This is a genomic window from Streptomyces sp. NPDC033174, from assembly GCF_055577795.1.
This window is the reverse complement of the sequence record NZ_JBVIPQ010000008.1, coordinates 85,979-112,573: the sequence shown is the minus strand read 5'-3', so window position 1 is coordinate 112,573 and position 26,595 is coordinate 85,979. Positions and strand designations below refer to the sequence as shown.

Annotated in this window: 22 protein-coding genes; 9 read left to right on the top strand and 13 right to left on the bottom strand. The window is 70.8% G+C overall.

Going from position 1 to position 26,595, the window contains the following annotated elements:
- The first annotated feature begins 137 nt into the window (after positions 1 to 137).
- From ACZ5VC_RS24795 to ACZ5VC_RS24755, 9 genes are all read left to right on the top strand, one after another.
- The gene (locus ACZ5VC_RS24795; RefSeq protein WP_469122237.1) at positions 138 to 2,141 is read left to right on the top strand and encodes a CocE/NonD family hydrolase; all 2,004 of its coding nucleotides are present in this window, start codon (positions 138 to 140) and stop codon (positions 2,139 to 2,141) included.
- A gap of 72 nt (positions 2,142 to 2,213) precedes the next feature.
- Positions 2,214 to 3,437 (top strand): fumarylacetoacetase, encoded by a 1,224-nt coding sequence (gene fahA, locus ACZ5VC_RS24790; protein WP_469122236.1) that lies wholly within the window; start codon positions 2,214 to 2,216, stop codon positions 3,435 to 3,437.
- A gap of 127 nt (positions 3,438 to 3,564) precedes the next feature.
- Positions 3,565 to 4,335 carry a GntR family transcriptional regulator gene (locus ACZ5VC_RS24785; protein ID WP_469122235.1) on the top strand — a complete coding sequence of 257 codons (771 nt, stop codon included), beginning with the start codon at positions 3,565 to 3,567 and terminating at the stop codon, positions 4,333 to 4,335.
- Between the two features lie 38 nt (positions 4,336 to 4,373).
- Entirely contained in the window at positions 4,374 to 4,601 is a 228-nt protein-coding gene (locus ACZ5VC_RS24780) for a 4Fe-4S dicluster domain-containing protein (RefSeq protein WP_469122234.1), read from the top strand.
- Positions 4,602 to 4,618: 17 nt separating this feature from the next.
- Positions 4,619 to 5,962 (top strand): ABC transporter substrate-binding protein, encoded by a 1,344-nt coding sequence (locus ACZ5VC_RS24775; protein WP_469122233.1) that lies wholly within the window; start codon positions 4,619 to 4,621, stop codon positions 5,960 to 5,962.
- Complete coding sequence (locus ACZ5VC_RS24770) at positions 5,959 to 6,723, top strand: ABC transporter permease (protein ID WP_469122232.1); 765 nt, start codon at positions 5,959 to 5,961, stop codon at positions 6,721 to 6,723. Before ACZ5VC_RS24775 ends, ACZ5VC_RS24770 begins: the two co-directional genes overlap by 4 nt.
- 5 nt (positions 6,724 to 6,728) lie before the next feature.
- On the top strand, positions 6,729 to 7,469 hold the full coding sequence (locus ACZ5VC_RS24765) for an ABC transporter ATP-binding protein (protein WP_469122231.1): 741 nt from the start codon (positions 6,729 to 6,731) through the stop codon (positions 7,467 to 7,469).
- A 12-nt stretch (positions 7,470 to 7,481) separates the two neighbouring features.
- Positions 7,482 to 10,172 (top strand): fumarate reductase/succinate dehydrogenase flavoprotein subunit, encoded by a 2,691-nt coding sequence (locus tag ACZ5VC_RS24760; RefSeq protein ID WP_469122230.1) that lies wholly within the window; start codon positions 7,482 to 7,484, stop codon positions 10,170 to 10,172.
- A 179-nt stretch (positions 10,173 to 10,351) separates the two neighbouring features.
- Positions 10,352 to 10,891 carry a hypothetical protein gene (locus tag ACZ5VC_RS24755; protein ID WP_469122229.1) on the top strand — a complete coding sequence of 180 codons (540 nt, stop codon included), beginning with the start codon at positions 10,352 to 10,354 and terminating at the stop codon, positions 10,889 to 10,891.
- A gap of 55 nt (positions 10,892 to 10,946) precedes the next feature.
- Here the strand turns inward: ACZ5VC_RS24755 and nuoN are convergent, their stop codons facing one another.
- The 13 genes from nuoN to ACZ5VC_RS24690 form a co-directional block, all read right to left on the bottom strand.
- A complete protein-coding gene (nuoN, locus tag ACZ5VC_RS24750; protein WP_469122228.1) occupies positions 10,947 to 12,596 on the bottom strand; it encodes an NADH-quinone oxidoreductase subunit NuoN in 1,650 nt (549 codons plus the stop codon).
- Positions 12,593 to 14,161, bottom strand: coding sequence for an NADH-quinone oxidoreductase subunit M (locus tag ACZ5VC_RS24745; protein ID WP_469122433.1), 1,569 nt, complete (start codon positions 14,159 to 14,161; stop codon positions 12,593 to 12,595). Before ACZ5VC_RS24745 ends, nuoN begins: the two co-directional genes overlap by 4 nt.
- Before the next feature lie 5 nt (positions 14,162 to 14,166).
- Entirely contained in the window at positions 14,167 to 16,107 is a 1,941-nt protein-coding gene (gene nuoL, locus ACZ5VC_RS24740; protein ID WP_469122227.1) for an NADH-quinone oxidoreductase subunit L, read from the bottom strand.
- A gap of 11 nt (positions 16,108 to 16,118) precedes the next feature.
- Entirely contained in the window at positions 16,119 to 16,418 is a 300-nt protein-coding gene (gene nuoK, locus ACZ5VC_RS24735) for an NADH-quinone oxidoreductase subunit NuoK (protein ID WP_468708465.1), read from the bottom strand.
- A complete protein-coding gene (locus ACZ5VC_RS24730) occupies positions 16,415 to 17,287 on the bottom strand; it encodes an NADH-quinone oxidoreductase subunit J (RefSeq protein ID WP_469122226.1) in 873 nt (290 codons plus the stop codon). Before ACZ5VC_RS24730 ends, nuoK begins: the two co-directional genes overlap by 4 nt.
- Positions 17,284 to 17,901: an NADH-quinone oxidoreductase subunit NuoI gene (nuoI, locus tag ACZ5VC_RS24725; RefSeq protein WP_468708469.1), complete on the bottom strand. Its 618-nt coding sequence runs from the start codon at positions 17,899 to 17,901 to the stop codon at positions 17,284 to 17,286. The genes ACZ5VC_RS24730 and nuoI overlap by 4 nt, the downstream gene beginning before the upstream one ends.
- Positions 17,894 to 19,282 carry an NADH-quinone oxidoreductase subunit NuoH gene (nuoH, locus tag ACZ5VC_RS24720; protein WP_469122225.1) on the bottom strand — a complete coding sequence of 463 codons (1,389 nt, stop codon included), beginning with the start codon at positions 19,280 to 19,282 and terminating at the stop codon, positions 17,894 to 17,896. Before nuoH ends, nuoI begins: the two co-directional genes overlap by 8 nt.
- 76 nt (positions 19,283 to 19,358) lie before the next feature.
- The gene (locus tag ACZ5VC_RS24715; protein WP_469122224.1) at positions 19,359 to 21,869 is read right to left on the bottom strand and encodes an NADH-quinone oxidoreductase subunit G; all 2,511 of its coding nucleotides are present in this window, start codon (positions 21,867 to 21,869) and stop codon (positions 19,359 to 19,361) included.
- A complete protein-coding gene (gene nuoF / locus ACZ5VC_RS24710; RefSeq protein ID WP_469122223.1) occupies positions 21,866 to 23,218 on the bottom strand; it encodes an NADH-quinone oxidoreductase subunit NuoF in 1,353 nt (450 codons plus the stop codon). Before nuoF ends, ACZ5VC_RS24715 begins: the two co-directional genes overlap by 4 nt.
- Positions 23,218 to 23,955: an NADH-quinone oxidoreductase subunit NuoE gene (gene nuoE, locus ACZ5VC_RS24705; RefSeq protein ID WP_469122222.1), complete on the bottom strand. Its 738-nt coding sequence runs from the start codon at positions 23,953 to 23,955 to the stop codon at positions 23,218 to 23,220. The genes nuoF and nuoE overlap by 1 nt, the downstream gene beginning before the upstream one ends.
- A 26-nt stretch (positions 23,956 to 23,981) precedes the next feature.
- Complete coding sequence (locus ACZ5VC_RS24700) at positions 23,982 to 25,304, bottom strand: NADH-quinone oxidoreductase subunit D (RefSeq protein ID WP_469122221.1); 1,323 nt, start codon at positions 25,302 to 25,304, stop codon at positions 23,982 to 23,984.
- A complete protein-coding gene (locus ACZ5VC_RS24695; RefSeq protein WP_469122220.1) occupies positions 25,301 to 26,041 on the bottom strand; it encodes an NADH-quinone oxidoreductase subunit C in 741 nt (246 codons plus the stop codon). Before ACZ5VC_RS24695 ends, ACZ5VC_RS24700 begins: the two co-directional genes overlap by 4 nt.
- Positions 26,038 to 26,592 carry a NuoB/complex I 20 kDa subunit family protein gene (locus ACZ5VC_RS24690; RefSeq protein ID WP_468708483.1) on the bottom strand — a complete coding sequence of 185 codons (555 nt, stop codon included), beginning with the start codon at positions 26,590 to 26,592 and terminating at the stop codon, positions 26,038 to 26,040. Before ACZ5VC_RS24690 ends, ACZ5VC_RS24695 begins: the two co-directional genes overlap by 4 nt.
- Between the last annotated feature and the right edge of the window lie 3 nt (positions 26,593 to 26,595).

Below are 26,595 nucleotides of genomic sequence, written 5' to 3'. Positions count from 1 at the left end.
CGCTCCCGACGGTGCGGGACGTCCCCGGCCGCCGTCACCTGGGCGGGTGCACGCACGCCGCCGGCTTCGCCCGCGCGCCGGACGCCGCCCCCCGGCCGCGCCGCCCCACGCACCCCGTCCACCGAGGTGGCTCCCCGATGAGGATCAGCACCGACTTCCCGTACGAGACCACCCGCGAGGACGTCCGCGTCCCCCTGCCGGACGGCACGCGGCTCTACGCCCGCCTCTGGCGGCCGGTCACCGCCGAGGCCGTCCCCGCGCTGCTCGAATACCTCCCCCACCGCCTGACCGACTGGACCGCCCCGCGCGACTGGCAGCGCCACCCCTGGTACGCGGGCCACGGATACGCCTCCGTGCGCGTCGATGTGCGCGGGCACGGCGCAAGCGAGGGGATGCCGGGCGACGAGTACGACGCACTGGAGCTCGCCGACGGCGTGGCGGTGGTGAACTGGCTCGCCGAGCAGCCCTGGTGCGACGGCAGGGTGGGCATGTTCGGGATCGCGTGGGGCGGCCTCAACTCGCTCCAGATCGCGGCGCTGGCGCCCGAGCCGCTGAAGGCCGTCGTCACGGTCTGCTCGACGGACGACCGCTACGACAACGACGTCCATTACATGGGCGGATCCGTGCTCGCCGTCGACATGCACGCCTGGGCGGCGACGATGCTGGCCCACGTGTGCCGCCCACCGGATCCGGTGTTCGCCGGCCCCGGCTGGCGCGAGACGTGGCTGAGGCGGCTGGAGGCCGTGGAGCCCTTCCTCCACACCTGGCTCGCCCACCAGACCCGTGACGCGTACTGGAAGCACGGCAGCGTCTGCGAGGACTACGGAGCCATCGGCGCAGCGGTCCTCGCGGTCGGCGGCCGGCACGACCCCTCCCGGGACACAGTCCTCCGGCTGGTCGAGCACCTCCCCCGGGACCGGGTCCGCGGACTGATCGGCCCCTGGTCGCACCAGTACCCCGACCGGGACCTGCCGCCGGGCCCGGCGATCGGCTTCCTCCAGGAGACCCTCCGCTGGTGGGACCACCATCTGAAGGGTGAGGACAACGGCGCCATGTCCGTCCCCCTCCTGCGCGCCTGGATCAGCGAGTCGCACGCCCCGGCGACGGTCCACCGGGTGCTGCCCGGCCGCTGGGTCGGCGAGGACGCCTGGCCGTCGCCCCGAGTGACGCCCGTGACGTACGCGCTCCAGGGCGAACCGGTTCTCGTCCGCTCCCCCCAGCACACCGGCCTCGACGCGGGCCGGTTCCTCCCGGTCGGCGACGACGCCGACCTGCCGCCCGACCAGCGGTGCGAAGACGCGCACTCGGCGTGCTTCGACTTCCCCGTCCCCGACGGCGCGCCGGTGGAGATCCTCGGCCGCCCGCGCGTGCGCTTGTCGTTGCGCGCCGGGGCGCCGACCGGTCAAGTGATCGCCCGGCTCTGCGACGTGGCGCCGGACGGCGCCTCCACGCTGATCACCCGCGGCGCCCTCAACCTCTCGGCCCGGCACGGCCGGGACACGGCGGCCGACTGCCGGGTGGGCGAGTGGGAGGACGTCGAGGTCGAACTGAACGGCATCGGCCACGCCTTCCCTCCCGGCCACCGTGTCCGGCTCGCGCTCTCCTCCGCGTACTGGCCCTGGATCTGGCCGCGGCCGGACGCCGCCGGCTTCACCCTCGACCCGGCCGCCTCCACGCTGACCCTGCCCGTCCGCGCGCCTTCCACCGGCGAGGAGCCCCCGATCGTCTTCGAGGAGCCCGAGCACTCCGAACCGCTGGGTGTCAGCCTCCCGGCGACCCTGGACGAGGAGCGGCCGGAGCGGCTGGTCGTACGGGACGTGGCCAAGGGCGAATGGCGCCTGGAGGTCGACCCCGGGTACGGCGGGACACGGCTCTATCCGGACGGTCTCGAACTCACCGAGGACGCACTGGACACGTACACGATCCGGGAGAACGATCCGCTGTCGGCGCGCACCGGCTCGACCAGGACGGTCCGGCTGCACCGGCCGGAACTGCCGTGGGACGTGCGGATCGACACCCGCTCCGAGATCACCTGTGACCGGGGGGCCTTCCACACGTCGGACGAAGTGGTGTGCAAGGACGGCGACGAGGTGGTCTTCCACCGCACCTGGGAGAAGCGGATCCCCCGTACGGCGGGCTGAGGGGCTCTGCCGCCACGCCGGAACCCCGACGTAACGTGTCCCTCACACCCGTGGAAAGCGAGGCAGGCACCGATGTCCGAGCAGAGCCCGCTCGATCTGGCCGAGGGCGATCCCTTCGGCCCGCACAACCTTCCGTACGGCGTCTTCACCACCGCCGACGAGCCCGGCCGCCGCAGGCTCGGTGTCCGTATCGGCGGCTCGGTGCTCGACGCGGGCGCCGCGGCGCACGCCCTGGGCTCCCCCTACGCCGCGCTGCTCGCCCAGCCCAGCCTCAATCCGCTGCTGGCCGCCGGGCGCACCGCCTGGCGCGATGTGCGCCGGGCGCTCACCGCCTGGGTGACGGTGCCCGGGCACCGCCCGGACATAGAGCCGCTGCTGCACCCGCTCGACACGGTCACCCTGCACCTTCCGTACGAGGTCGCCGACTACGTCGACTTCTACGCGAGCGAGCACCACGCGACCAACGTCGGTCGCATCTTCCGCCCGGACGGCGACGCGCTGACGCCCAACTGGAAGCACCTGCCCATCGGTTACCACGGCCGCGCCGGGACCGTCGTCGTCTCGGGCACGGATGTCGTACGGCCCTCGGGCCAGCGCAAGGCGCCCGCCGACCCGGCCCCGGTCTTCGGCCCGACCACCAAGCTCGACATCGAGGCGGAGGTCGGCTTCCTCGTCGGCACCCCCTCCGCGCAAGGCGAGCCGGTCGGTCTCGGCGACTTCCGCGACCACGTCTTCGGTCTCACCCTGCTCAACGACTGGTCGGCGCGGGACATCCAGGCCTGGGAGTACGTGCCGCTGGGTCCGTTCCTCGGCAAGTCCTTCAATACGTCGGTGTCGGCGTGGGTGACCCCGCTGGAGGCCCTGGACGCCGCCAGGACCGACCCGCCGGCCCGCGACTTCGACCTGCTGCCGTACCTCGACGACTCCTCCGACGAGGAGCCCGGCGGCTTCGACCTGCGGATCACCGTGCGGATCAATGGCGAGGTCGTCTCGGAGCCGCCGTTCTCCACGATGTACTGGACCGCGGCCCAGCAGCTGGCCCACATGACCGTCAACGGCGCCTCCCTGCGCACCGGGGACCTCTACGGCTCCGGCACGGTCAGCGGGCCGGAGGTCCACCAGCGCGGCTCCCTGCTGGAGCTGACCTGGAACGGACGCGACCCGCTGGAGCTGACCTCCGGCAAGCGCACCTTCCTGGAGGACGGTGACGTGGTCACGCTGACCGCCTGGGCCCCGGGCCCCGACGGCACCCCCGTCGGCCTCGGCGAGGTGACGGGACGGATCGTCCCCGCCTGACCGCATGTGGCGGATCTCGCCCCGCTGACTCGCGTCTTCGCAGGTCAGCGGGGTTTTCTTGTGCGGTAAAAATGGCGCAACACTGCTGCAACACCCTCACGCGGGGTCCGTCGGTATGGTCCCTGTCATGCCAGCCGAACGCCTTCGTGAGCACACCGTCCCGGTCGCCGCCGCGCGCCGCCGGCGGCTGCGCGCGGACCAGGCGCGTCAGCTCGCCGACCTTCTCCGCCACCAGATCCTGGCCGGCCGCTTCCCCGAGGGCGTCCTGCCGCTCGAGGACCGGATCGGCACCGACTACCGGGTGTCGCGCAACACCGTCCGCCAGGCCCTGGACCTGCTCCGGACCGAGAGGCTGGTCGAGCGGCAGCCCGGTGTCGGCACGGTCGTGGTGTGCGAGAAGTACGCGCACGGCCTCGACCGGCTGCAGGGCCTCGCCGAGACCCTCCATGAACACGGCCGGGTCACCAACGAGGTCCGTACGGTCGGGCCGGTCCCCGCGCCGGCCCCGGTGGCGGGCCGGCTGCGGATCCCGGAACACGACGACGTGCTCTACATCGAGCGGTTGCGCCGGCTGAACGGGCTACCGCTCTCCCTCGACCTCACCTACGTCCCGATGGACATCGGCGTCGAACTGCTCGGCTGCGACCTGGAGAACACCGATGTCTTCCGGCTGCTGGAATCCCTGACGGGTCAGTCGCTCGGCACCGCCGAGATCACGCTGGAGGCCGTCAACGCCGACGCGCACTCCGCGGCCGTCCTGCATGCCCCGCGCGGCTCGGCCGTGCTGATGCTCGAACGCCTCACCCATCTTTCCGACGGCCGGCCCGTGGACCTGGAGTTCATCCGCTTCCGCGGCGACCGCATCACGATGAGCGGCCTGCTGCACCGGTCGGCCTGACCCACGTTTTTCCCGTTCCGTTCTCACTGGAGACAGCCATGCCCTTGGCGCCCCAGCGGGCCGACGTGCCCGTGACCATCGACGAGTCGAAGTGCATCGACGGCTGCACCCTGTGTGTGGAGATGTGCCCGCTCGACTCCCTCGCGATCAACCCGGAGAGCGGCAAGGCGTACATGCACGTGGACGAGTGCTGGTACTGCGGCCCGTGCGCGGCCCGGTGTCCCACCGACGCGGTCACGGTCAACATGCCCTATCTGCTCCGGTGAGAGGCACGAAAACTCCCATGAAGAGAACGCTGGTCGTCCCACTCGCCGCTGTCGCGCTGCTGCCCCTGACCGGCTGCGGCGGCGACGCGCGCGCCGGGGACGACTCCACGGTCACCGTCACCATCGGCTACCAGTCCAAGACCATCAACACCGTCACCGCGGGCACGCTGCTGCGCTCCCTCGGCTCCTTCGAACGCGAACTGAACGCCCAGGGCAAGCGGGACGGCACCACGTACAAGGTGGTCTGGCAGGACTACGCCACGGGTGCGCCCATCACCGCCCAGATGACCGCCGGGAAGATCGACATCGGATCGATGGGCGACTTCCCGCTGCTGCTCAACGCGGCGCGGGGCAAGCAGCTGAACCGCCCCACCAAGCTGGTGTCCGTCACCGGCTACAACCTGCGGGGCGCGCTCAACACCGTCGTGACCGCGCCCGGTTCGGATCTGGCGACACTGAAGGACCTGCGCGGCAAGAAGGTGTCGACCAGTATCGGATCGGCCGCCGACGGCACGCTCGTACGGGCCCTGCAGCGGGCCGGTCTCGACCCCGAGAAGGACATCCGCAAGCTCAACCAGCAGCCGGCCGTCGGTGCCTCCGCGCTCTCGGCGGGCAGCGCCGACGCGCTGTCGCAGTTCGTCGCCTGGCCGGGGCTCCTCGCCTTCCAGGGCAAGGCGAAGGCGCTGTACGACGGGGGCGAGCTGAACCTGCCGACCTTCCACGGGGTCACCGCCCGCGCCGACTTCGCCACGAAGCACCCCGCCGTGGTGGAGGCGTTCCTGCGGGCCCAGCTCACCGCCACCGCCTATCTGCGGGACAACCCGGTCGCGGCGAGCGAGAAGGTCGCCGAGGCGACCGGTCTGCCCGCGGAGGTGGTCCACCTCTACAACGGCCCGAACGGCATCTCCACCTTCGACCCGACGGTGAAGCCCCAGCTCGTCGATGCGCTGAAGCGGGACGTGCCGGTCCTGAAGTCGGCGAAGCTGGTGGGCGACGTGGACGTGGACGCCTTCGTCGACGACAGTTTCGTACGAAAGGTCTACGGCGCCCGCTACGCGCGACAGGTCGCGACCCTCGCACCGGCGGCGCGCAGCGAGGTGTGGCTGAAGGGCGCCGCGCGTACGCAGTCCTTCACCACCCCGGCCGAGGCGCTGCGGTACATCGCCGCCCACCGGGCCGAGGTACGGGTGGCGTACGTCCCCGACGCCGTGACCGGGACGCTCTGGTTCGCCGACAAGGCGATCTGGCTGGCGGACGGCGCGGCGCGCAAGCCCTTCGTGACGGCGGCCGGAGCGGAGGCGTACAAGGCGGCGCACCCGACCGCCCGACCGCTCACCTACGCGCAGGCGTCGGCGCCATGAGGCATGTGAGGCGGGCGGTCTCGCTCGGGGCGGCGCTGGCGCTGTGGCAGCTGCTGACCTCGTGGGACGTGAACGCCTGGTTGCGGTTCGAGCAGTTCCCGACGGTGACGGAGGTGGCGCGCGCCTTCTGGGCGCGCCTGTCCACCGGGGCGTACTGGCAGGACCTGACCGACAGCCTCACCCGGATCGTCGTGGGCTTCGCGCTCGCGGCGGTCCTGGGTGTGGCCCTCGGGACGGCCGTCGCACGCTCCCGGCTGACGGCCGACCTGCTCGGCCCCGTCCTGGAGGTCCTGCGTCCGATCCCGGCGATCGCGCTCGTCCCGGTCGCCATCCTGCTCTTCCCCAGCAACGAGCAGGGCATCGTCTTCATCACCTGCACCGCGGCCTTCTTCCCGATCCTCGTCTCCACCCGGCACGCGGTCCGCGCCCTCACCCCGACCTGGGAGGAAGCCGTCCTCACCATGGGCGGTGGGCGCGCCCGCGTCCTCTTCTCGGTGGTCCTGCCGGGCGCTCTGCCCGGCATCTTCGGCGGACTGTCGGTCGGCATCGGCGTCTCCTGGATCTGTGTGATCTCGGCGGAGATGATTTCGGGCGAGTACGGCGTGGGCTACCGGACCTGGCAGGACTACACGGTCGTCGACTACCCCGGCGTCTTCGTCGGCATGGCGACGATCGGCGCGCTGGGGTGGCTGACCTCGGCGGCGGTGGAAGTCCTGGGCAGGCGAGCGACCGGCTGGCTGCCCCGGCCCCAACGGAGTTGATCGCCATGACAACCGTCTCCCCCTCCACCGAGGCTCCCGCCCGCGGTGCCCGGCTCGACCTGGCCGGCGTGCGCCTCGGGCGCCCCGGGGCCGCCGTGGCCGGATCGCTCGACCTCACCGTCGCCCCGGGCGAGATCCTCACCGTCGTCGGCCCGTCCGGCTGCGGCAAGTCCACGCTCCTGAGGACTCTCGCCGGGCTGCTCCCGCCGCTGGCCGGCACGGTCACCCAGGACGGGCTGCCGCTCACCCGCCCCTCCGCCGAGCGGGCCCTCGTCTTCCAGGAGGACGCCCTCCTGCCCTGGCGCACACTCCGCGCCAACGTCGAACTGCCCCTCGCCATCAAGGGTGTTCCCCGCCCGGAGCGCCGTGCGACGGCGGCCGCGTGGCTCGACCGCGTCGGCCTGTCCGAGCACATCCACAAGCTGCCGCACCGGGTGTCCGGCGGGCAGCGCCAGCGCGCACAGCTCGCCCGGGCGCTGGCCGGGGAACCGCGCGCGGTGCTCATGGACGAGCCGTTCGGCGCACTGGACGCCCAGACCCGGGCCGGAATGCAGAGCCTCCTGCTGGAGGTCTTGGACGGCACGGGCGCCACCGTCGTCTTCGTCACCCACGACGTCGACGAGGCCCTGCACCTGGGTGACCGTGTGGCCCTCCTCGGCACCGGCGAGGTCCTCGACATCCCCGGCGGCGACCGCGCGGCAACCGCGGCCCTGCGCCGCACGATCCTGACGTCCCTCGCCTCCTGAAAGGCCCCCGCCATGCAGATCCCCGCACTCTCGGAGGCGGACGAGCTGTCCTGCGACGTCCTGGTCATCGGCGGCGGCACCGCCGGCACCATGGCCGCGCTCACCGCCGCCGAGCACGGCGCGCGGGTCCTCCTCCTCGAAAAGGCCCATGTGCGGCACTCCGGCGCCCTCGCCATGGGCATGGACGGCGTCAACAACGCCGTCATCCCCGGCCGCGCCGAACCGGACGACTACGTCGCCGAGATCACCCGCGCCAACGACGGCATCGTCGACCAGTCCACGGTCCGCCAGACCGCGACCCGGGGCTTCGACATGGTGCGGCGCCTGGAGTCGTACGGGGTGAAGTTCGAGAAGGACGAGCACGGCGAATACGCGGTCCGCCAGGTCCACCGCTCCGGGTCGTACGTGCTGCCGATGCCGGAGGGCAAGGACGTCAAGAAGGTCCTCTACCGTCAGCTGCGCCGGCGGGAGATGCGCGAGCGGATCCGGATCGAGAACCGTGTGATGCCCGTCCGGGTCCTGACCGAGGGCGGCCGGGCCGTCGGCGCCGCGGGCTTCAACACCCGCACCGGACAGTTCGTCACGGTCCGCGCGGGCGCCGTGATCCTGGCCACCGGCGCGGCCGGCCGCCTCGGCCTGCCCGCGTCCGGTTATCTCTACGGCACGTACGAGAACCCCACCAACGCGGGCGACGGTTACGCCATGGCGTACCACGCGGGCGCCGAGCTCACCGGCATCGAGTGCTTCCAGATCAACCCCCTGATCAAGGACTACAACGGGCCCGCCTGCGCCTACGTCGCCAACCCCTTCGGCGGCTACCAGGTCAACCGGCACGGAGAGCGGTTCGTCGACTCCGACTACTGGTCGGGCCAGATGATGGCCGAGTTCGCCGAGGAGCTCGCCTCGGACCGCGGACCCGTCTACCTCAAGCTCAGCCATCTCCCCGAAGAGTCCGTCGCCGCCCTCGAATCGATCCTGCACACCACCGAGCGCCCCACGCGCGGCACGTTCCACGCGGGCCGCGGCCACGACTACCGCACCCACGACGTCGAGATGCACATCTCGGAGATCGGACTGTGCGGCGGTCACTCCGCGTCCGGGGTCCGCGTCGACGAGCACGCCCGCACCACCGTCCCGGGCCTGTACGCGGCCGGCGACCTGGCCTGCGTGCCGCACAACTACATGATCGGCGCCTTTGTCTTCGGCGACCTGGCGGGCCGGGACGCCGCCCGGTTCACCGCCTACGAGGGCGAACTGCCCGTCGAGCAGCTGCGGGAGGCCCACGACCTGGTCTACCGGCCCCTGCGCCATCCCGACGGCCCTCCGCAGCCGCAGGTCGAGTACAAGCTCCGCCGCTTCGTGAACGACTACGTCGCCCCGCCCAAGTCCGGCGCCCGGCTCTCCCTCGCCGTCGAGCACTTCGAGCGGATGCGGACCGAGATCGACGCCATGGGCGCGCGGACCCCGCACGAGCTGATGCGCTGCGCGGAGGTCTCCTTCATCCGGGACTGCGCGGAGATGGCGGCCCGGTCGTCGCTGGCCCGTACCGAGTCCCGCTGGGGCCTCTACCACGCGCGGACGGACCATCCGGAGCGCGACGACCAGGACTGGCTGCACCACCTGGACCTGCGCAAGTCCGCCTCGGGAGCCATGGAGTTCACCGCCCGCCCGGTCGCCCCCTACCTCGTGCCCGTCGATGACTACGCCCCTACCGGCGGCCCGTCGCGCCACCTGGGCGAGGTGCACCCCGAGCAGGTCTCGACGGCCGGCCCGCGCGAGCTCGCGCCCACCGGCTCCGGGGCCGGGACGCCCCTCCGGCAGGACACGGCATCCGCCTCCGACTCCCCGCGCATCCCGGAGCTGCTCGCCCTGCTCGACTCCGAGCCGGAGCTGCCGGCCCTGCGGCCGTACCTGGCCGACCCCGACCCGGCCGTGCGGCGCGCGGCCGTGTCCGCCCTCACCGAGACCGTCCCGGCCGGCACCGGCCCGGCGCTCGTCGAGACGCTCGGGGACACCGACGCGGGCGTACGGGCGGCGGCCGCGGCCTCCCTGCGCGAGCTGGTCGAGGTGCTTTCGCCGGACGACACCCTGGGCGAGGCACTCGCCGGGGCCGTCGGCAACGACGACCCGGCGGTCCGCGCCGCCGCCCTGGACGTCCTGCGCGCCCTGCGGCTCGGCGGCCGCCCCCTCTTCGCCGACGCCCTCACGGACCCGGCCGTCGAGGTACGGATCGAGGCCGTACGCGCCCTGGTGTCGGTGGACGCCTTCGACGCCCTGGCCGGGGCCACCGGCGATCCGGCCCGTGAGGTCCGCGTCGCCGTGGCCCGCAGCCTCGACGCCCCGCACGCGCTGGAGCCGCTGTTGCGCGACGGCGACCCGCTGGTCCGGGGCGCCGCCCTCCAGGGGCTCGGCAGGACGGGCTGCCCCGACCCGTACGCGGTCCTCGCGGTCGAGTCGCTGGGCGACCCCGCCTGGCAGGTCCGCGCGGGAGCGGCGGCCGGCCTCGCCTCGGCGGCCCGGGAGGTCGCGGTCCCCGCGCTCGCCACGGCCCTCAAAGACCCGAACGCGGACGTCCGCAAGGCCGCGGTACTGGCCCTGCTGCGCCACCCGGACACGGCTTCCGTGCTCGACGCGGCGCTGACCGACGCGGACGCCGACGTGCGCGCCTACGCCTCCAGGGCCCGGGCCACCGCCACGGCCTGAGCGCCGCAGGCAGACCGCCCCCGCATGACCGCCGGCAGGCGAGCGCCGGCGCTCGATCGCTCCGATGGCCCCCCACCGCGTGCGGCATCCCCCTCCCGGGCCGATGCTGACAAGCGGTGGGCCGGGGAGACCCGCCAGGTCCCAGCGCCCCGGGCGCCTCCCCTTCCTAGGAGCACCGCATGGCCATACGACCCCTCATCTCCGCTCTCGGACTCGCCGCTCTCGCCTCGCTGACGTTGGCGGGCGGTCCGCCCGCGGGCTACGACCACGGGCACGACGACGCCGAGAGGGCCAAGGTCGACCTGCACACGGCGTACCGCGCGACGGTGAAGTACAAGTCGGAGCGGCTCGCCCTCCAGGACGGCTACCTGCGCACCGACGAGTGCGTGGCGTCGAACGAAGGCGGCATGGGGTACCACTACGTCAAGCCGGCCCACATGAACTCGACCGACCCCACCAAGCCGACCGCGCTGATCTACAAGGACACACCCGACGGCAAGCGCCGGCTGGTGGCACTCGAGTACATCACCGTGGACGCCGACCAGAACGTCGCCACCGACGACGACCGTCCGACGCTCTTCGGCCAGGCCTACGAGGGACCGCTCCCGCCGATCGGGAGCCAGCTGCCGGTCCACTACGAGCTGCACGTCTGGCTCTACGAGAAGAACCCCAGGGGCCTGTTCCACCCGTGGAACCCCAAGGTGAAGTGCCCGGCCTAGGACGGCATGCGTCAGGGCCCGGCCCCCGAGGGAACCGGGCCCTGACGGTCATGGGCTAGCGGACGAAGACGCCCGCCTGGTTCGCCAGATCCAGGAAGTACTGCGGTGCCACACCGAGGACGAGGGTCACGGCCACCCCGACGCCGATCGTCGTCATCGTCAGCGGCGAGGGCACGGCGACGGTGGGGCCGTCGGCCTTCGGCTCGCTGAAGAACATCAGCACGATCACCCGGATGTAGAAGAACGCGGCGATCGCCGAAGAGATCACACCGACCACGACCAGCGCGCCCGCGCCGCCCTCGGCCGCGGCCTTGAAGACCGCGAACTTGCCGGAGAACCCGGAGGTCAGCGGGATACCGGCGAAGGCGAGCAGGAACACCGCGAAGACCGCGGCCACCAGTGGTGAACGCCGCCCCAGGCCCGCCCACTTGGACAGGTGGGTCGCCTCGCCCCCCGCGTCGCGGACCAGGGTGACGACCGCGAACGCGCCGATCGTCACGAAGGAGTACGCGGCCAGGTAGAAGAGGACGGACGAGACGCCGTCCGGCGTGGCCGCGATGACACCGGCGAGGATGAAGCCGGCGTGCGCGATCGAGGAGTAGGCCAGCAGCCGCTTGATGTCGGTCTGCGTGATGGCGACGACCGCGCCGCCCAGCATGGTGACGATCGCGACGCCCCACATGACGGGCCGCCAGTCCCAGGCCAGGCCGGGCAGCACCACATAGAGCAGCCGCAGCATCGCGCCGAACGCGGCGACCTTGGTGGCGGCGGCCATGAAGCCGGTGACCGGGGTCGGCGCGCCCTGGTACACGTCCGGGGTCCACATGTGGAACGGCACGGCGCCCACCTTGAACAGCAGCCCCATCAGGACCATGGCGAAGCCGATGAGCAGCAGGACGTCATTGCCCATGGTGTCGGCGAGCGCCGGGTCGATGGCCGACACGCTCCCGTCGACCACGTGCGCGATGGTCGCGTACGAGACGGAGCCGGCGTACCCGTACAGCAGGGCGATGCCGAAGAGCAGGAAGGCCGACGAGAAGGCGCCGAGGAGGAAGTACTTCACGGCCGCTTCCTGCGACATCAGCCGCTTGCGGCGGGCGACGGCGCACAGCAGGTAGAGCGGCAGCGAGAAGACCTCGAGGGCGACGAAGAGCGTCAGCAGGTCGTTGGCCGCGGGGAAGACCAGCATGCCCGAGACCGCGAACAGCGCCAGCGGGAACACCTCGGTGGTGGTGAACCCGGCCTTGACGGCGGCCTTTTCGTGGTCGCTGCCCGGCACGGCGGCCGCTTCCGCGGCGAACGAGTCGATCCGGTGACCGTGGTCCGCCGGGTCGAGCCGCCGCTCGGCGAAGGTGAAGACCGCGACGATGGACGCCAGGAGGATGGTGCCCTGGAGGAACAGCGCCGGGCCGTCGACCGCGACGGCGCCCATCGCGGCGATGTGCGCCTTGGTGGAGCCGTAGCCCCCGGCGGCGAGGCCGACGACCGCGGCGAAACCGGCGGCCAGGGCGACGACGCTGAGGAACACCTGCGTGTGGTAGCGCCCGCGGCGCGGCACGAAGGCCTCGACGAGGACGCTGACGATCGCGGCACCGACCACGATCAGTACGGGTGCCAGCTGGGCGTACTCGATGTGCGGAGCGGTGATCTTGGCGATCGGCTCGGCGGCCGTCGTCCACAGGCTGTGGACAGTTGTTGCGCTCACTTGGCCGCCTCCACCTCGGGCCGGGGGTCCTTCTGCTGAACGTCGGACATGGTGTGCTTCACGGCCGGGTTGACGATGTCCGTCAGCGGCTTCGGATAGACGCCGAGGAAGATCAGCAGCGCGATCAGCGGCACGACCACCGTCAGCTCACGGACCCTGAGATCCGGCAGTGTCCGCACCTCTTCCTTCACCGGGCCCGTCATCGTCCGCTGGTACAGGACGAGGGTGTAGAGCGCGGCGAGCACGATGCCGATGGTCGCGACGATCCCGGCCACCGGATAACGGGCGAACGTGCCGACCAGGACCAGGAATTCACTGACGAACGGCGCAAGGCCGGGCAGCGACAGCGTCGCGAGACCACCGATCAGGAAGGTCCCCGCCAGCACCGGCGCGACCTTCTGCACACCGCCGTAGTCGGCGATGAGCCGCGAGCCGCGCCGGGAGATCAGGAACCCGGCCACCAGCATCAGCGCGGCGGTCGAGAGCCCGTGGTTCACCATGTACAGCGTCGCGCCGCTCTGACCCTGGCTCGTCATCGCGAAGATGCCCAGGATGATGAAGCCGAAGTGCGAGATCGAGGCGTACGCGATCAGCCGCTTGATGTCCCGCTGGCCGACGGCGAGCAGCGCGCCGTACACGATGCTGATCAGCGCCAGGACGAGGATCACCGGCGTCGCCCACTTCGACGCCTCCGGGAAGAGCTGGAGGCAGAAGCGGAGCATCGCGAACGTGCCGACCTTGTCGACCACGGCCGTGATCAGCACCGCGACCGGGGCGGTCGCCTCTCCCATCGCGTTGGGCAGCCAGGTGTGCAGCGGCCACAGCGGCGCCTTCACCGCGAAGGCGAAGAAGAAGCCGAGGAAGAGCAGCCGCTCGGTGGTGCTCGCCATGTCCAGCTGCCCGCTCGCCCGCGCCGCGGCGATCTCGGAGAGCGAGAAGCTCCCCGCGACCACATAGAGGCCGATGACGGCGGCCAGCATGATCAGACCGCCGACGAGGTTGTAGAGCAGGAACTTGACGGCCGCGTAGGAGCGCTGGGCCGCCGCGTTCTCCTCGCTGCCCGTGTGGGCACGGTCGCCGAAGCCGCCGATGAGGAAGTACATCGGGATGAGCATGGCTTCGAAGAGGATGTAGAAGAGGAAGACGTCGGTGGCCTCGAAGGAGAGCACCACCATCGCCTCGACCATGAGGATCAGGGCGAAGAAGCCCTGGGTCGGACGCCAGCGCGAGGAGTGCGTCTCCACGTCGGCGTCGTGCCAGCCGGCCAGGATGACGAAGGGGATCAGCAGCGCGGTCAGCGCGATCAGCGCCACCCCGATGCCGTCGACGCCCAGTTCGTACCGGACGCCGAAGTCCTTGATCCAGGAGTGGGATTCGGTGAGCTGGTAGCGGTCGCCGCCGGGCTCGAAGCGGACCAGGACGACCGCCGCGAGGACCAGGGTGGCGAGCGAGAAGACCAGCGCCAGCCACTTGGCGGCGGTGCGGCGGGCCGCCGGGACGGCGGCCGTGACGATCGCGCCGACCGCCGGAAGGGCCGCCGTCGCCGTAAGGAGCGGGAAGGACATCAGGGTCACACCGCCCTCATCAGCAGGGTCGCGGCGATCAGCACCGCCGTACCTCCGAACATCGAGACCGCGTAGGAGCGGGCGTAGCCGTTCTGCAGCTTGCGCAGCCGGCCCGAGAGTCCGCCGACCGAGGCGGCGGTGCCGTTGACCACCCCGTCGACCAGGGTGTGGTCGACGTACACCAGGGAGCGGGTGAGGTGCTCGCCGCCGCGGACGAGGACCACATGGTTGAAGTCGTCCTGGAGGAGATCGCGGCGGGCGGCCCGGGTGAGCAGCGAGCCGCGCGGGGCGACGACCGGGACGGGCCTGCGGCCGTACTGGAGGTAGGCGAGGCCCACCCCGAGGAGCATCACCGCGACGGTGGCCGAGGTGATCGCCCCGGCGCTGACGGGCGGGTGCCCGTGCTCGAACGCGGTGACCGGCTCCAGCCACTTCACGAACCGGTCGCCGATGCCGAAGAACCCGCCGGCGAAGACCGATCCGAAGGCGAGGACGATCATCGGGATCGTCATCGACCGGGGCGACTCGTGCGGGTGCGGCATCTGCCCGGCGTGCGATTCGGCGGCGGGCTCGGCGCTCGGCGTGGCGTCCGCGTCCGGGGCGGGCTGCCAGCGCTTCTCACCGAAGAACGTCATGATCATCACGCGGGTCATGTAGTACGCGGTGATCGCGGCGCCCAGCAGGGCGACGCCGCCGAGGATCCAGCCCTCGGTGCCGCCCTTGGCGAAGGCCGCTTCGATGATCTTGTCCTTGGAGAAGAAGCCGGACAGGCCGGGGAAGCCGATGATCGCCAGATATCCGAGGCCGAAGGTGACGAAGGTGACCGGCATGTATGTGCGCAGGCCGCCGTACTTCCGCATGTCCACCTCGTCGTTCATGCCGTGCATGACCGAACCGGCGCCGAGGAAGAGCCCGGCCTTGAAGAAGCCGTGCGTGACCAGATGCATGATCGCGAAGGCGTAACCGATCGGACCGAGACCCGCCGCCAGGACCATGTAGCCGATCTGCGACATCGTCGAACCGGCCAGCGCCTTCTTGATGTCGTCCTTGGCACAACCGACGATCGCACCGAAGAGCAGCGTGACCGCGCCCACGATGGTGACCACCAGCTGCGCGTCGGGCGCGGCATTGAAGAGGGCGGCGGAGCGGACGATCAGATAGACGCCCGCGGTCACCATGGTCGCCGCGTGGATGAGGGCCGAGACCGGGGTCGGGCCCTCCATCGCGTCCCCGAGCCAGGACTGCAGCGGCACCTGGGCCGACTTGCCGCAGGCGGCGAGCAGCAGCATCAGCCCGATGGCCGTCAGCTTCCCCTCGCCCGTGTCCCCCACCGACGAGAGCACCGGCCCGAAGGCGAAGGTCCCGAACGTGGTGAACATCAGCATGATCGCGATCGACAGGCCCATGTCGCCGACCCTGTTGACCAGGAAGGCCTTCTTCGCGGCGGTCGCCGCGCTGGGCTTGTGCTGCCAGAAGCCGATGAGCAGGTACGAGGCGAGACCGACGCCCTCCCACCCGACGTACAGCAGCAGGTAGTTGTCGGCGAGGACGAGCAGCAGCATCGCCGCGAGGAAGAGGTTCAGATATCCGAAGAAGCGGCGCCGGCGCTCGTCGTGCTCCATGTACCCGATCGAGTACACATGGATGAGCGAGCCGACACCGGTGATCAGCAGGACGAAGGTCATCGACAACTGGTCGAGCTGGAAGGCGACATCCGCCTGGAAGCCCTCGACCGGGACCCAGCTGAACAGCGTCGAGCGCAGCGTCCTGGCCTCCGCGTCCTTGCCCAGCATGTCCGCGAAGAGCACGGCGCCGATGACGAAGGAGGCGGCCGCGAGCAGGGTGCCGAGCCAGTGCCCGGCCCTGTCGAGGCGCCGGCCGCCGCACAGCAGTACGGCAGCTCCGAGCAGAGGCGCCGCGACGAGCAGCGCAATCAGGTTCTCCACGATTCAGCCCCTCACAGCTTCATCAGGCTGGCGTCGTCGACCGAGGCCGAGTGGCGGGAACGGAACAGCGACACGATGATCGCCAGCCCGACCACGACCTCAGCGGCGGCGACGACCATCGTGAAGAACGCGATGATCTGGCCGTCGAGATTGCCGTGCATGCGGGAGAAGGCGACAAAGGCGAGATTGCAGGCGTTGAGCATCAGCTCGACGCACATGAAGACCACGATCGCGTTCCGCCGGATGATCACTCCGGCCGCGCCGATGGTGAACAACAGGGCGGCGAGATAGAGGTAGTTGACGGGGTTCACTTGGCGGCCTCCTCTTCCGCGCGGTCACCGTCGCGGTCGCGGTCACGGTCCGGGGCCGGATTGAGGTTCGTGTTCGGGTCCCGGCCGAGTCGCTCCTGCGAGCGCTTCTCCAGCGCCTTGAGGTCGGCCAGCGCCTGCGGCGACACATCGCGGATCTGGCCGCGCTGCCGCAGGGTCTGCATGACGGTGAGCTCGGAAGGGGTGCCGTCGGGCAGCAGTCCCGCGATGTCCACGGCGTTGTGCCGGGCGTAGACACCCGGGGCGGGCAGCGGCGGCAGGTGCTTGCCCGCGCGCACCCGCTGCTCAGCGAGCTCGCGCTGCGTCCGGGCCCGCTCGGTGCGCTCGCGGTGAGTGAGCACCATCGCACCGACGGCGGCCGTGATCAGCAGCGCGCCGGTGATCTCGAAGGCGAAGACATAGGTGGTGAAGATCTTCCGCGCCAGGCCCTCGACATTGCCGCCGGCGTTGGCCGCGGCCAGCCCGTTGAAGTTCTTCAACGAGGCGTTGCCGATGCCGGCGATCAGCAGGACACCGAAGCCGAGTCCGCACACGGCGGCCAACCAGCGCTGCCCCTTGATGGTCTCCTTCAGCGAGTCGGCGGCCGTGACACCGACCAGCATGACGACGAAGAGGAAGAGCATCATGATCGCGCCGGTGTAGACGACGACCTGGACGATGCCGAGGAAGTACGCGCCGTTGGCGAGGTAGAAGACCGCGAGAACGATCATCGTGCCGGCGAGGCAGAGCGCGCTGTGCACGGCCTTCCTCATCAGGACCGTGCACAGGGCGCCGATGACGGCGACGGTGCCGAGCACCCAGAACTGGACGGCCTCGCCGGTCGAGGTGACGGAGGCGGCGAGCGCGCTCATGCGCCGACCACCTTCTTCGACGCGGGCTCGTCCTCACCGAAGTCGGAGGCCGCTTCCTGCGGGGCCTCGCCCTTGGAGACGGCGACCTGCCGGACCGTGCCGGGGGCGGCCTCGGTGACCAGACCCCGGTAGTAGTCCTGCTCGTCCGTCCCCGGGAAGATCGAGTGCGGGGTGTCGACCATGCCCTCTTCCAGGCCCGCGAGCAGCTGTTCCTTCGTGTAGATCAGGTTCTCGCGGGAGCTGTCGGCCAGCTCGAACTGGTTGGTCATCGTCAGCGCCCTGGTCGGGCAGGCCTCGATGCACAGTCCGCAGAGAATGCAGCGGGCGTAGTTGATCTGGTAGACGCGGCCGTACCGCTCGCCCGGCGAGTAGCGCTCCTCGTCCGTGTTGTCGGCGCCCTCCACATAGATGGCGTCCGCCGGACACGCCCAGGCGCACAGTTCGCACCCGACGCACTTCTCCAGCCCGTCCGGATGCCGGTTGAGCTGGTGCCGGCCGTGGAAACGCGGAGCCGTCGTCTTCTGCTGCTCCGGGTACTGCTCGGTCAGCCGCTTCTTGAACATGGCCTTGAAGGTCACGCCGAAGCCGGCCACAGGGTTTTGGAAGTCAGACACCGTCCGTCTCCTTTCCGTCACTCGCAGTAGCAGTATCGGGGGCGCCGCTGACAATCAACTCGCCCTCGTGGCGAGGCCTTCGGCGGGGCACCGGCGGCAGGCTCTGCCCGGGCTTGGGCGGCACGGGGAAACCGCCCGCCATCGGGTCGAACGCCCGGGTGTCCTCCGGCTCCCCGGCCGCCTTGGCCTTCTTGTCGCGGAACATGTCCGCGATGAAGGACAGCAGCAGCACGGCGAGGACGGCACCGGCGACGTACAGCACGATCTGCTGGAAGTCGTAGTTCTCGTTGCGCAGCGCCCGCACGGTCGCGACCAGCATCAGCCAGACCACGGAGACCGGGATGAGGACCTTCCAGCCGAGCTTCATCAGCTGGTCGTAGCGGACGCGGGGCAGCGTGCCGCGCAGCCAGATGAAGAAGAACAGCAGCAGCTGGACCTTGATGACGAACCAGAGCATCGGCCACCAGCCGTGGTTCGCGCCCTCCCAGAAGGTGGAGATCGGGTACGGGGCCCGCCAGCCGCCCAGGAAGAGCGTCACCGAGACGGCGGAGACGGTGACCATGTTGACGTACTCGGCCAGCATGAACATCGCGAACTTGATGGAGCTGTACTCGGTGTTGAAGCCGCCGACCAGGTCGCCCTCGGACTCGGGCATGTCGAACGGCGCCCGGTTCGTCTCACCGACCATCGTGACGATGTAGATGATGAACGACACCGGCAACAGGATGATGAACCAGCGGTCCGCCTGCGCCTCCACGATCGCCGAGGTCGACATCGACCCGGAGTAGAGGAAGACCGAGGCGAACGCGGCGCCCATCGCGATCTCGTACGAGATCATCTGCGCGCAGGAGCGCAGTCCGCCGAGCAGCGGGTACGTCGAGCCGGACGACCAGCCGGCCAGGACGATGCCGTAGATCCCGACCGAGGCGATGGCCAGGACGTAGAGCATGGCGATCGGCAGGTCGGTGAGCTGCATCGTCGTACGGTGGCCGAAGATCGAGACCTCGTTGCCGGCCGGGCCGAACGGGATCACGGCGATCGCCATGAACGCCGGGGCCGCGGCGATGATCGGCGCGAGGATGTAGACGACCTTGTCGGCGCGCTTGACGACCACGTCCTCCTTCAGCATCAGCTTGATGCCGTCGGCGAGGGACTGGAGCATCCCCCAGGGGCCGTGCCGGTTGGGACCGATGCGCAGCTGCATCCAGGCGACGACCTTGCGCTCCCACACGATGGAGAAGAGCACGGTGATCATCAGGAAGGCGAAGCAGAACACCGCCTTGACGACCACGAGCCACCAGGGGTCGCGGCCGAACATGGACAGGTCCTCTGCCGCGAGGACGCTGCTGTGGGCTTCCGCGAGTTGGGCGAGGGCAGTCACGCTCGCACCTCCGGTACGGGGAGGGCCGGGCCTGCGGCCGGCCGGACGACGTGGGCGCGAGACGCGCGGTGCGCGGTCATGAGGACACCTCCGCCGGTTCGGCGGCGGCGGCCGTGGGCGCCGAGCCGATACGGACGACCTGGCCGGGGACCGCGCCGGTGTCGGACAGGACGCCCCCGCCCACCGAGTTCAGCGGCAGCCAGACCACCCGGTCGGGCATCTCGGTTACCTGGAGGGGGAGTTCGACCGAGCCCGACGGCCCGGAGATCGCTAGGACGTCGCCGTCCTTGACGCCCGTCTCGGCCGCGGTGGCGGCGGAGAGCCGGGCGACCACGGCGTGCCGGGTGCCGGCCAGTGCCTCGTCGCCCTCCTGGAGGCGGCCCAGGTCGAGGAGCATCCGGTGGCCCGCGAGGACCGCCTCGCCCTCGGCCGGGCGCGGCGGGCGCTGCCCGGGCTCGGCGGGCTCGGAGGCCCGTACGCCGTCCCAGCCGCCGAGCCGGTCCATCTCCTGGCGTACGGAGGTGAGGTCCGGCAGGCCGAAGGCCACGTCCATGACGTCGGCGAGCATGTGCAGCACGCGGGCGTCGGCCGGGGCGGGCGCACGCGTCAGCTGTTCCGGCTTGATCGCCGCGTCGAAGAGCCGGGCCCTGCCCTCCCAGTTCAGGAAGGTGCCGGGCTTCTCCGCGACGGCGGCCACCGGGAGGACCACGTTCGCGCGCGCGGTGACCTCGCTCGGGCGCAGCTCCAGGCTGACCACGAAGGCCGCGTCGAGCGCCTCCCGTGCGCGTGCCGGGTCGGGCAGATCGGCCGGTTCGACGCCGCCGACCAGCAGGGCACCCAGTTCGCCGGTGGCCGCGGCCTCGACGATCTGGCCGGTGTCGCGGCCGTAGCGGTGCGGCAGTTCGGCGACCCGCCAGGCGATGGCGGTCTCCTCACGGGCCCGGGGATCGGTGGCCGGGCGGCCGCCGGGCAGCAGCGACGGGATCGCGCCCGCCTCCACCGCGCCGCGCTCGCCCGCCCTGCGGGCGATCCACACCAGCTGGGCGCCGGTCGCGTGGGCGAGCCGTACGGCCGCCGTCAGCGCGCCCGGCACCGACGCCAGCCGCTCACCGACGACGATCACGGCGCCCTGGGAGCGCAGCGCCTCGGCGGCGAGGGCCCCCGGCCCGTCGAGTCCGGTGCCCGAGGTGAGGGCGTCGAGCCACTCGGTCTCGGTGCCGGGGGCGGCCGGCAGCAGCGTGCCGCCCGCCTTCTCCAGGCCCCGGGTCGCGAAGGACGCCAGCGCGTAGGTCTTCTGGCCGTGCTTGCGCCAGGCCTTGCGCAGTCGCAGGAAGACGCCGGGCGCCTCCTCCTCGGACTCGAGCCCCGCGAGCAGGACGGCCGGGGCCTTCTCCAGCGAGGTGTAGGTGACGCCCGTCCGGTCGAGGTCGCGGCCCCGTCCCGCGACATGGGCGGCCAGGAAGTCGGCCTCCTCGCTGCTGTGCACCCGCGCGCGGAAGTCGACGTCGTTGGTGTCGAGGGCGACCCGGGCGAACTTGGCGTACGCGTAGGAGTCCTCGACGGTCAGCCGGCCGCCGGTGAGGACGCCCGTGCGCCCCCGGATCAGTCCGCGGGCGGCGGCCTCCAGGGCCTCCGGCCAGCTCGCCGGCTCCAGTTCGCCCGCCGCGTTGCGGACCAGCGGCGTGGTGAGGCGGTCGCGCTGCTGGGCGTAACGGAAGCCGAACCGCCCCTTGTCGCAGATCCACTCCTCGTTGACCTCGGGGTCATCAGCGGCGAGCCGCCGCATGACCTTGCCGCGCCGGTGGTCGGTGCGGGTGGCGCAGCCGCCCGCGCAGTGCTCGCAGACGCTCGGCGAGGAGACAAGGTCGAAGGGGCGGGAGCGGAATCGGTACGCCGCCGAGGTGAGGGCGCCCACCGGACAGATCTGGATGGTGTTGCCGGAGAAGTACGACTCGAAGGGGTCGCCCTCTCCCGTGCCGACCTGCTGGAGCGCGCCGCGCTCGATCAGCTCGATCATCGGGTCGCCGGCGACCTGGTTGGAGAAGCGGGTGCAGCGCGCGCACAGCACGCACCGCTCACGGTCGAGCAGTACCTGTGTGGAGAGCGGCACCGGCTTCTCGTAGGTGCGCTTGCGTCCGTCGAAGCGGGACTCCGCCTGGCCGTGCGACATGGCCTGGTTCTGCAGCGGGCACTCACCGCCCTTGTCGCAGACCGGGCAGTCCAGCGGGTGGTTGATGAGCAGCAGCTCCATCACCCCGTGCTGGGCCTTCTCGGCGACCGGCGAGGTGAGCTGCGACTTGACGACCATGCCGTCGGTGCAGGTGATCGTGCAGGACGCCATCGGCTTGCGCTGGCCCTCGACCTCGACGATGCACTGGCGGCAGGCGCCGGCCGGGTCGAGGAGCGGGTGGTCGCAGAAGCGCGGGATCTCGATGCCGAGCTGCTCGGCGGCGCGGATCACCAGGGTCCCCTTGGGGACGGAGATCTCGATGCCGTCGATGGTCAGCGAGACCGTGTCCTGGCCGGCGGCCTTCGACGGTCCGGCCGCCTCGCCGCCCCCGGAGGGAGCGCTCGTGGTGACTGTCATGCGTTCACCTCCAGGTGAGGGTTGTCCGCCCACGCGGTCGACTTGGCCGGGTCGAAGGGGCAGCCCTTGCCCGTGATGTGCTGCTCGTACTCCGCGCGGAAGTACTTGAGCGAGGAGAAGATCGGGGACGCGGCGCCGTCGCCGAGCGCGCAGAAGGACTTGCCGTTGATGTTGTCTGCGATGTCGTTCAGCTTGTCGAGGTCGCTCATCACGCCCTTGCCGGCCTCGATGTCGCGCAGCAACTGCACGAGCCAGTAGGTGCCCTCACGGCAGGGGGTGCACTTGCCGCACGACTCGTGGGCGTAGAACTCGGTCCACCGCGTGACCGCCCGCACCACGCAGGTCGTCTCGTCGAAGCACTGGAGCGCCTTGGTGCCGAGCATCGAGCCGGCGGCGCCGACGCCCTCGTAGTCCAGCGGGACGTCGAGGTGTTCGTCGGTGAACATCGGGGTGGAGGAGCCGCCCGGGGTCCAGAACTTCAGCCGGTGGCCCGGCCTCATTCCGCCGCTCATGTCGAGCAGCTGGCGCAGGGTGATGCCGAGCGGGGCCTCGTACTGCCCCGGGGAGGCGACATGGCCGCTCAGCGAGTAGAGCGTGAAGCCGGGGGACTTCTCGCTGCCCATCGACTTGAACCAGTCCTTGCCCCGGTTGAGGATCGCGGGAACGGACGCGATGGACTCGACGTTGTTCACCACAGTGGGGCACGCGTACAGACCGGCGACCGCGGGGAAGGGGGGACGCAGTCGGGGCTGGCCGCGGCGGCCCTCGAGCGAGTCGAGCAGCGCGGTCTCCTCACCGCAGATGTACGCGCCCGCGCCCGCGTGCACGGTGAGTTCGAGGTCGAGTCCGCTGCCCAGGATGTTCTCGCCGAGGAAGCCCGCCTCGTACGCCTCGCGCACGGCCTCGTGCAGCCGCCGCAGGACGGGCACGACCTCACCGCGCAGATAGATGAAGGCGTGGTTCGAGCGGATCGCGTAACAGGCGATCACGATTCCCTCGATGAGGGAGTGCGGGTTGGCGAAGAGGAGCGGGATGTCCTTGCAGGTTCCGGGCTCCGACTCGTCGGCGTTGACCACGAGGTAGTGCGGCTTGCCGTCGCCCTGCGGGATGAACTGCCACTTCATGCCGGTGGGGAAGCCGGCGCCGCCCCGGCCGCGCAGACCGGAGTCCTTGACGTACGCGATGAGGTCGTCGGGCGACATGGCGAGGGCCTTCTTCAGGCCCTCGTACCCCTCGTGGCGCTTGTAGGTCTCCAGGGTCCAGGAGTTCGGCTGGTCCCAGAAGGCCGACAGGACGGGTGCGAGCAGCTTCTCGGGGCTGGTGTTGTTGATCTCGGCTGCCAAGGTCATCACTCCCCCTCCTCGGAATCGGCGTTCCTCGGGTGGTCGCCGGACCCACCACGGGGGTGGATGACCCGGGGCGCGGACTTCTCGCCCTTGGCGAGCTTGAGACCGGCCAGGGAGGCCGGGCCCGCGCCGCCGGACGCCTCGACGGCGCCGGGGCGCTCGTCGGGGAAGCCGGCGAGGATGCGCGCGGTCTCCTTGTAGGTGCACAGGGGCGCGCCGCGGGTCGGCTCGACGGGGCGGCCCGCGCGGAGGTCGTCGACCAGCTTCTTCGCCGACTCGGGCGTCTGGTTGTCGAAGAACTCCCAGTTGACCATCACCACGGGCGCGAAGTCGCAGGCGGCGTTGCACTCGATGTGCTCGAGGGTGATCTTGCCGTCGGCGGTGGTCTCGGCGTTGCCGACGGCGAGGTGCTCCTTGAGCTCGTCGAAGATGGCGTCGCCGCCCATCACCGCGCAGAGCGTGTTGGTGCAGACGCCGACCTGGTAGTCACCGGACGGCTTGCGCCGGTACATCGAGTAGAAGGTGGCGACGGCGGTGACCTCGGCGGTCGTCAGACCGAGGACGTCCGCGCAGAACTGCATGCCCGTACGGGAGACATGGCCCTCCTCGGACTGCACGAGGTGCAGCAGGGGCAGCAGCGCGGAGCGGCTGCCGGGGTAGCGGGCGATGATCTCCTTGGCGTCCGCCTCGAGCCTCTCCCGGACATCGGCCGGGTAGGCGGGGGCGGGGAGCTGGGGCATACCCAGGCTCACCTCTTGATTCGCGGTCACCGGTCGACGCCTCCCATCACGGGGTCGATGGATGCCACGGCGACGATGACGTCGGCGACCTGGCCGCCCTCGCACATCGCCGCCATGGCCTGCAGATTGGTGAAGGACGGGTCGCGGAAGTGGACCCGGTAGGGGCGGGTGCCGCCGTCGGAGACGACATGGACGCCGAGCTCGCCCTTGGGCGACTCGACCGCCGCGTAGGCCTGGCCGGGCGGGACCCGGAAGCCCTCGGTCACCAGCTTGAAGTGGTGGATCAGGGCCTCCATGGAGGTGCCCATGATCTTCTTGATGTGGTCGAGCGAGTTGCCGAGTCCGTCCGGTCCGAGCGCGAGCTGGGCGGGCCAGGCGATCTTCTTGTCGCCGACCATCACCGGGCCCGGCGCCAGCCGGTCCAGGCACTGCTCGACGATCCGCAGCGACTGGCGCATCTCCTCCAGGCGGACGAGGAAGCGGCCGTAGGCGTCGCACGAGTCGGCGGTCGGCACCTCGAAGTCGTACGTCTCGTAGCCGCAGTACGGGTCGGTCTTGCGCAGGTCGTGCGGGAGGCCGGCCGAGCGGAGGATCGGTCCGGTGGCCCCGAGGGCCATGCAGCCCGTGAGGTCGAGGTAGCCGACGTCCTGCATACGGGCCTTGAAGATCGGGTTGCCGGTGGCGAGCTTGTCGTACTCCGGCAGGTTCCTCTTCATCTTCTTGACGAACTCGCGGACCGCGTCGACCGCGCCGGGCGGCAGGTCCTGGGCCAGGCCGCCGGGCCGGATGAACGCGTGGTTCATCCGCAGGCCGGTGATCAGCTCGTACAGGTCCAGGATCAGTTCGCGGTCCCGGAACCCGTAGATCATGATCGTCGTCGCGCCGAGCTCCATACCGCCGGTGGCGATGCAGACCAGGTGCGAGGAGAGCCGGTTGAGCTCCATCAGCAGCACCCGGACGATGGACGCCCGGTCGGGGATCTGGTCGGTGATGCCGAGCAGCTTCTCCACGCCGAGGCAGTACGCCGTCTCGTTGTAGAACGAGGTGAGGTAGTCCATGCGCGTGACGAAGGTGGTGCCCTGCGTCCAGTTCCGGAATTCGAGGTTCTTCTCGATGCCGGTGTGGAGGTAGCCGATGCCGCAGCGGGCCTCGGTGACGGTCTCGCCGTCGATCTCCAGGATCAGGCGGAGCACGCCGTGGGTGGACGGGTGCTGCGGGCCCATGTTGACGACGATGCGCTCGTCGTCGGCCCGGGCCGCGGACTGGACGACCTCGTCCCAGTCGCCGCCGGTGACCGTGTAGACGGCCCCCTCGGTGGTCTCGCGGGGAGAGGCGGGTGAAGTGCTCACGAGTACGACCTCCGCTGGTCCGGAGCCGGGATCTGGGCGCCCTTGTACTCGACGGCGATGCCGCCGAGGGGGTAGTCCTTGCGCTGCGGGTGGCCCTGCCAGTCGTCCGGCATCATGATCCGGGTGAGGGCGGGGTGGCCGTCGAAGATCAGGCCGAAGAAGTCGTAGGTCTCGCGCTCGTGCCAGTCGTTGGTCGGATAGACCTCGACGAGGGACGGGACGTGCGGGTCACTGTCCGGGGCGCAGACCTCGAGCCGGATCAGCCGGCCGTGGGTGAGCGAGCGCAGGTGGTAGACGGCGTGCAGCTCGCGCCCCTTGTCACCCGGGAAGTGGACGCCGCTCACGCCCGTACAGAGCTCGAAGCGCAGGGCGGGGTCGTCCCGCAGGGTCCGCGCCACCCGCACCAGGTGCTCGCGGGCGATGTGGAAGGTGACCTCGCCGCGGTCGACGACGGTCTTCTCGATGGCGTTGCCGGGCAGGAGACCCTGCTCCTCGAGGGCTCCCTCCAGCTCGTCGGCTACCTCGTCGAAGTAGCCGCCGTAGGGCCGGGTGGCCGGGCCAGGCAGGCGTACGGAGCGGACGAGTCCGCCGTAACCGGACGTGTCGCCGCCGTTGTTGGCGCCGAACATGCCACGCTGGACGCGGACCTCCTCGCCGTGATCACCACGCTGACCCGGCAGGTTCTGCGCGCTCAGGTCCTTGTCGGGATTCGGCCGTTCGCTGTCGCTCGCGCTCACCGCAGCAGCCCCTTCATCTCAATCGTGGGGAGTGCCTTGAGCGCGGCCTCCTCCGCCTCGCGGGCCGCTTCCTGCGCGTTCACGCCGAGCTTGGAACCCTGGATCTTCTGGTGGAGCTTGAGGATCGCGTCGATCAGCATCTCCGGACGCGGCGGACAACCCGGCAAATAGATGTCAACCGGAACAATGTGATCAACACCCTGCACAATGGCGTAGTTATTGAACATTCCGCCTGAAGACGCACAAACGCCCATGGAGATCACCCACTTGGGGCTGGGCATCTGGTCGTAGACCTGGCGCAGGACGGGCGCCATCTTCTGGCTCACCCGGCCCGCCACGATCATGAGGTCGGCCTGGCGCGGCGATCCGCGGAAGACCTCCATACCGAAGCGCGCCAGGTCGTAGCGGCCCGCGCCGGTCGTCATCATCTCGATGGCACAGCAGGCGAGGCCGAAGGTCGCGGGGAAGACGGACGCCTTGCGCACCCAGCCCGCGGCCTGTTCGACCGTCGTCAGCAGAAAACCGCTCGGCAGTTTCTCTTCGAGTCCCATAGG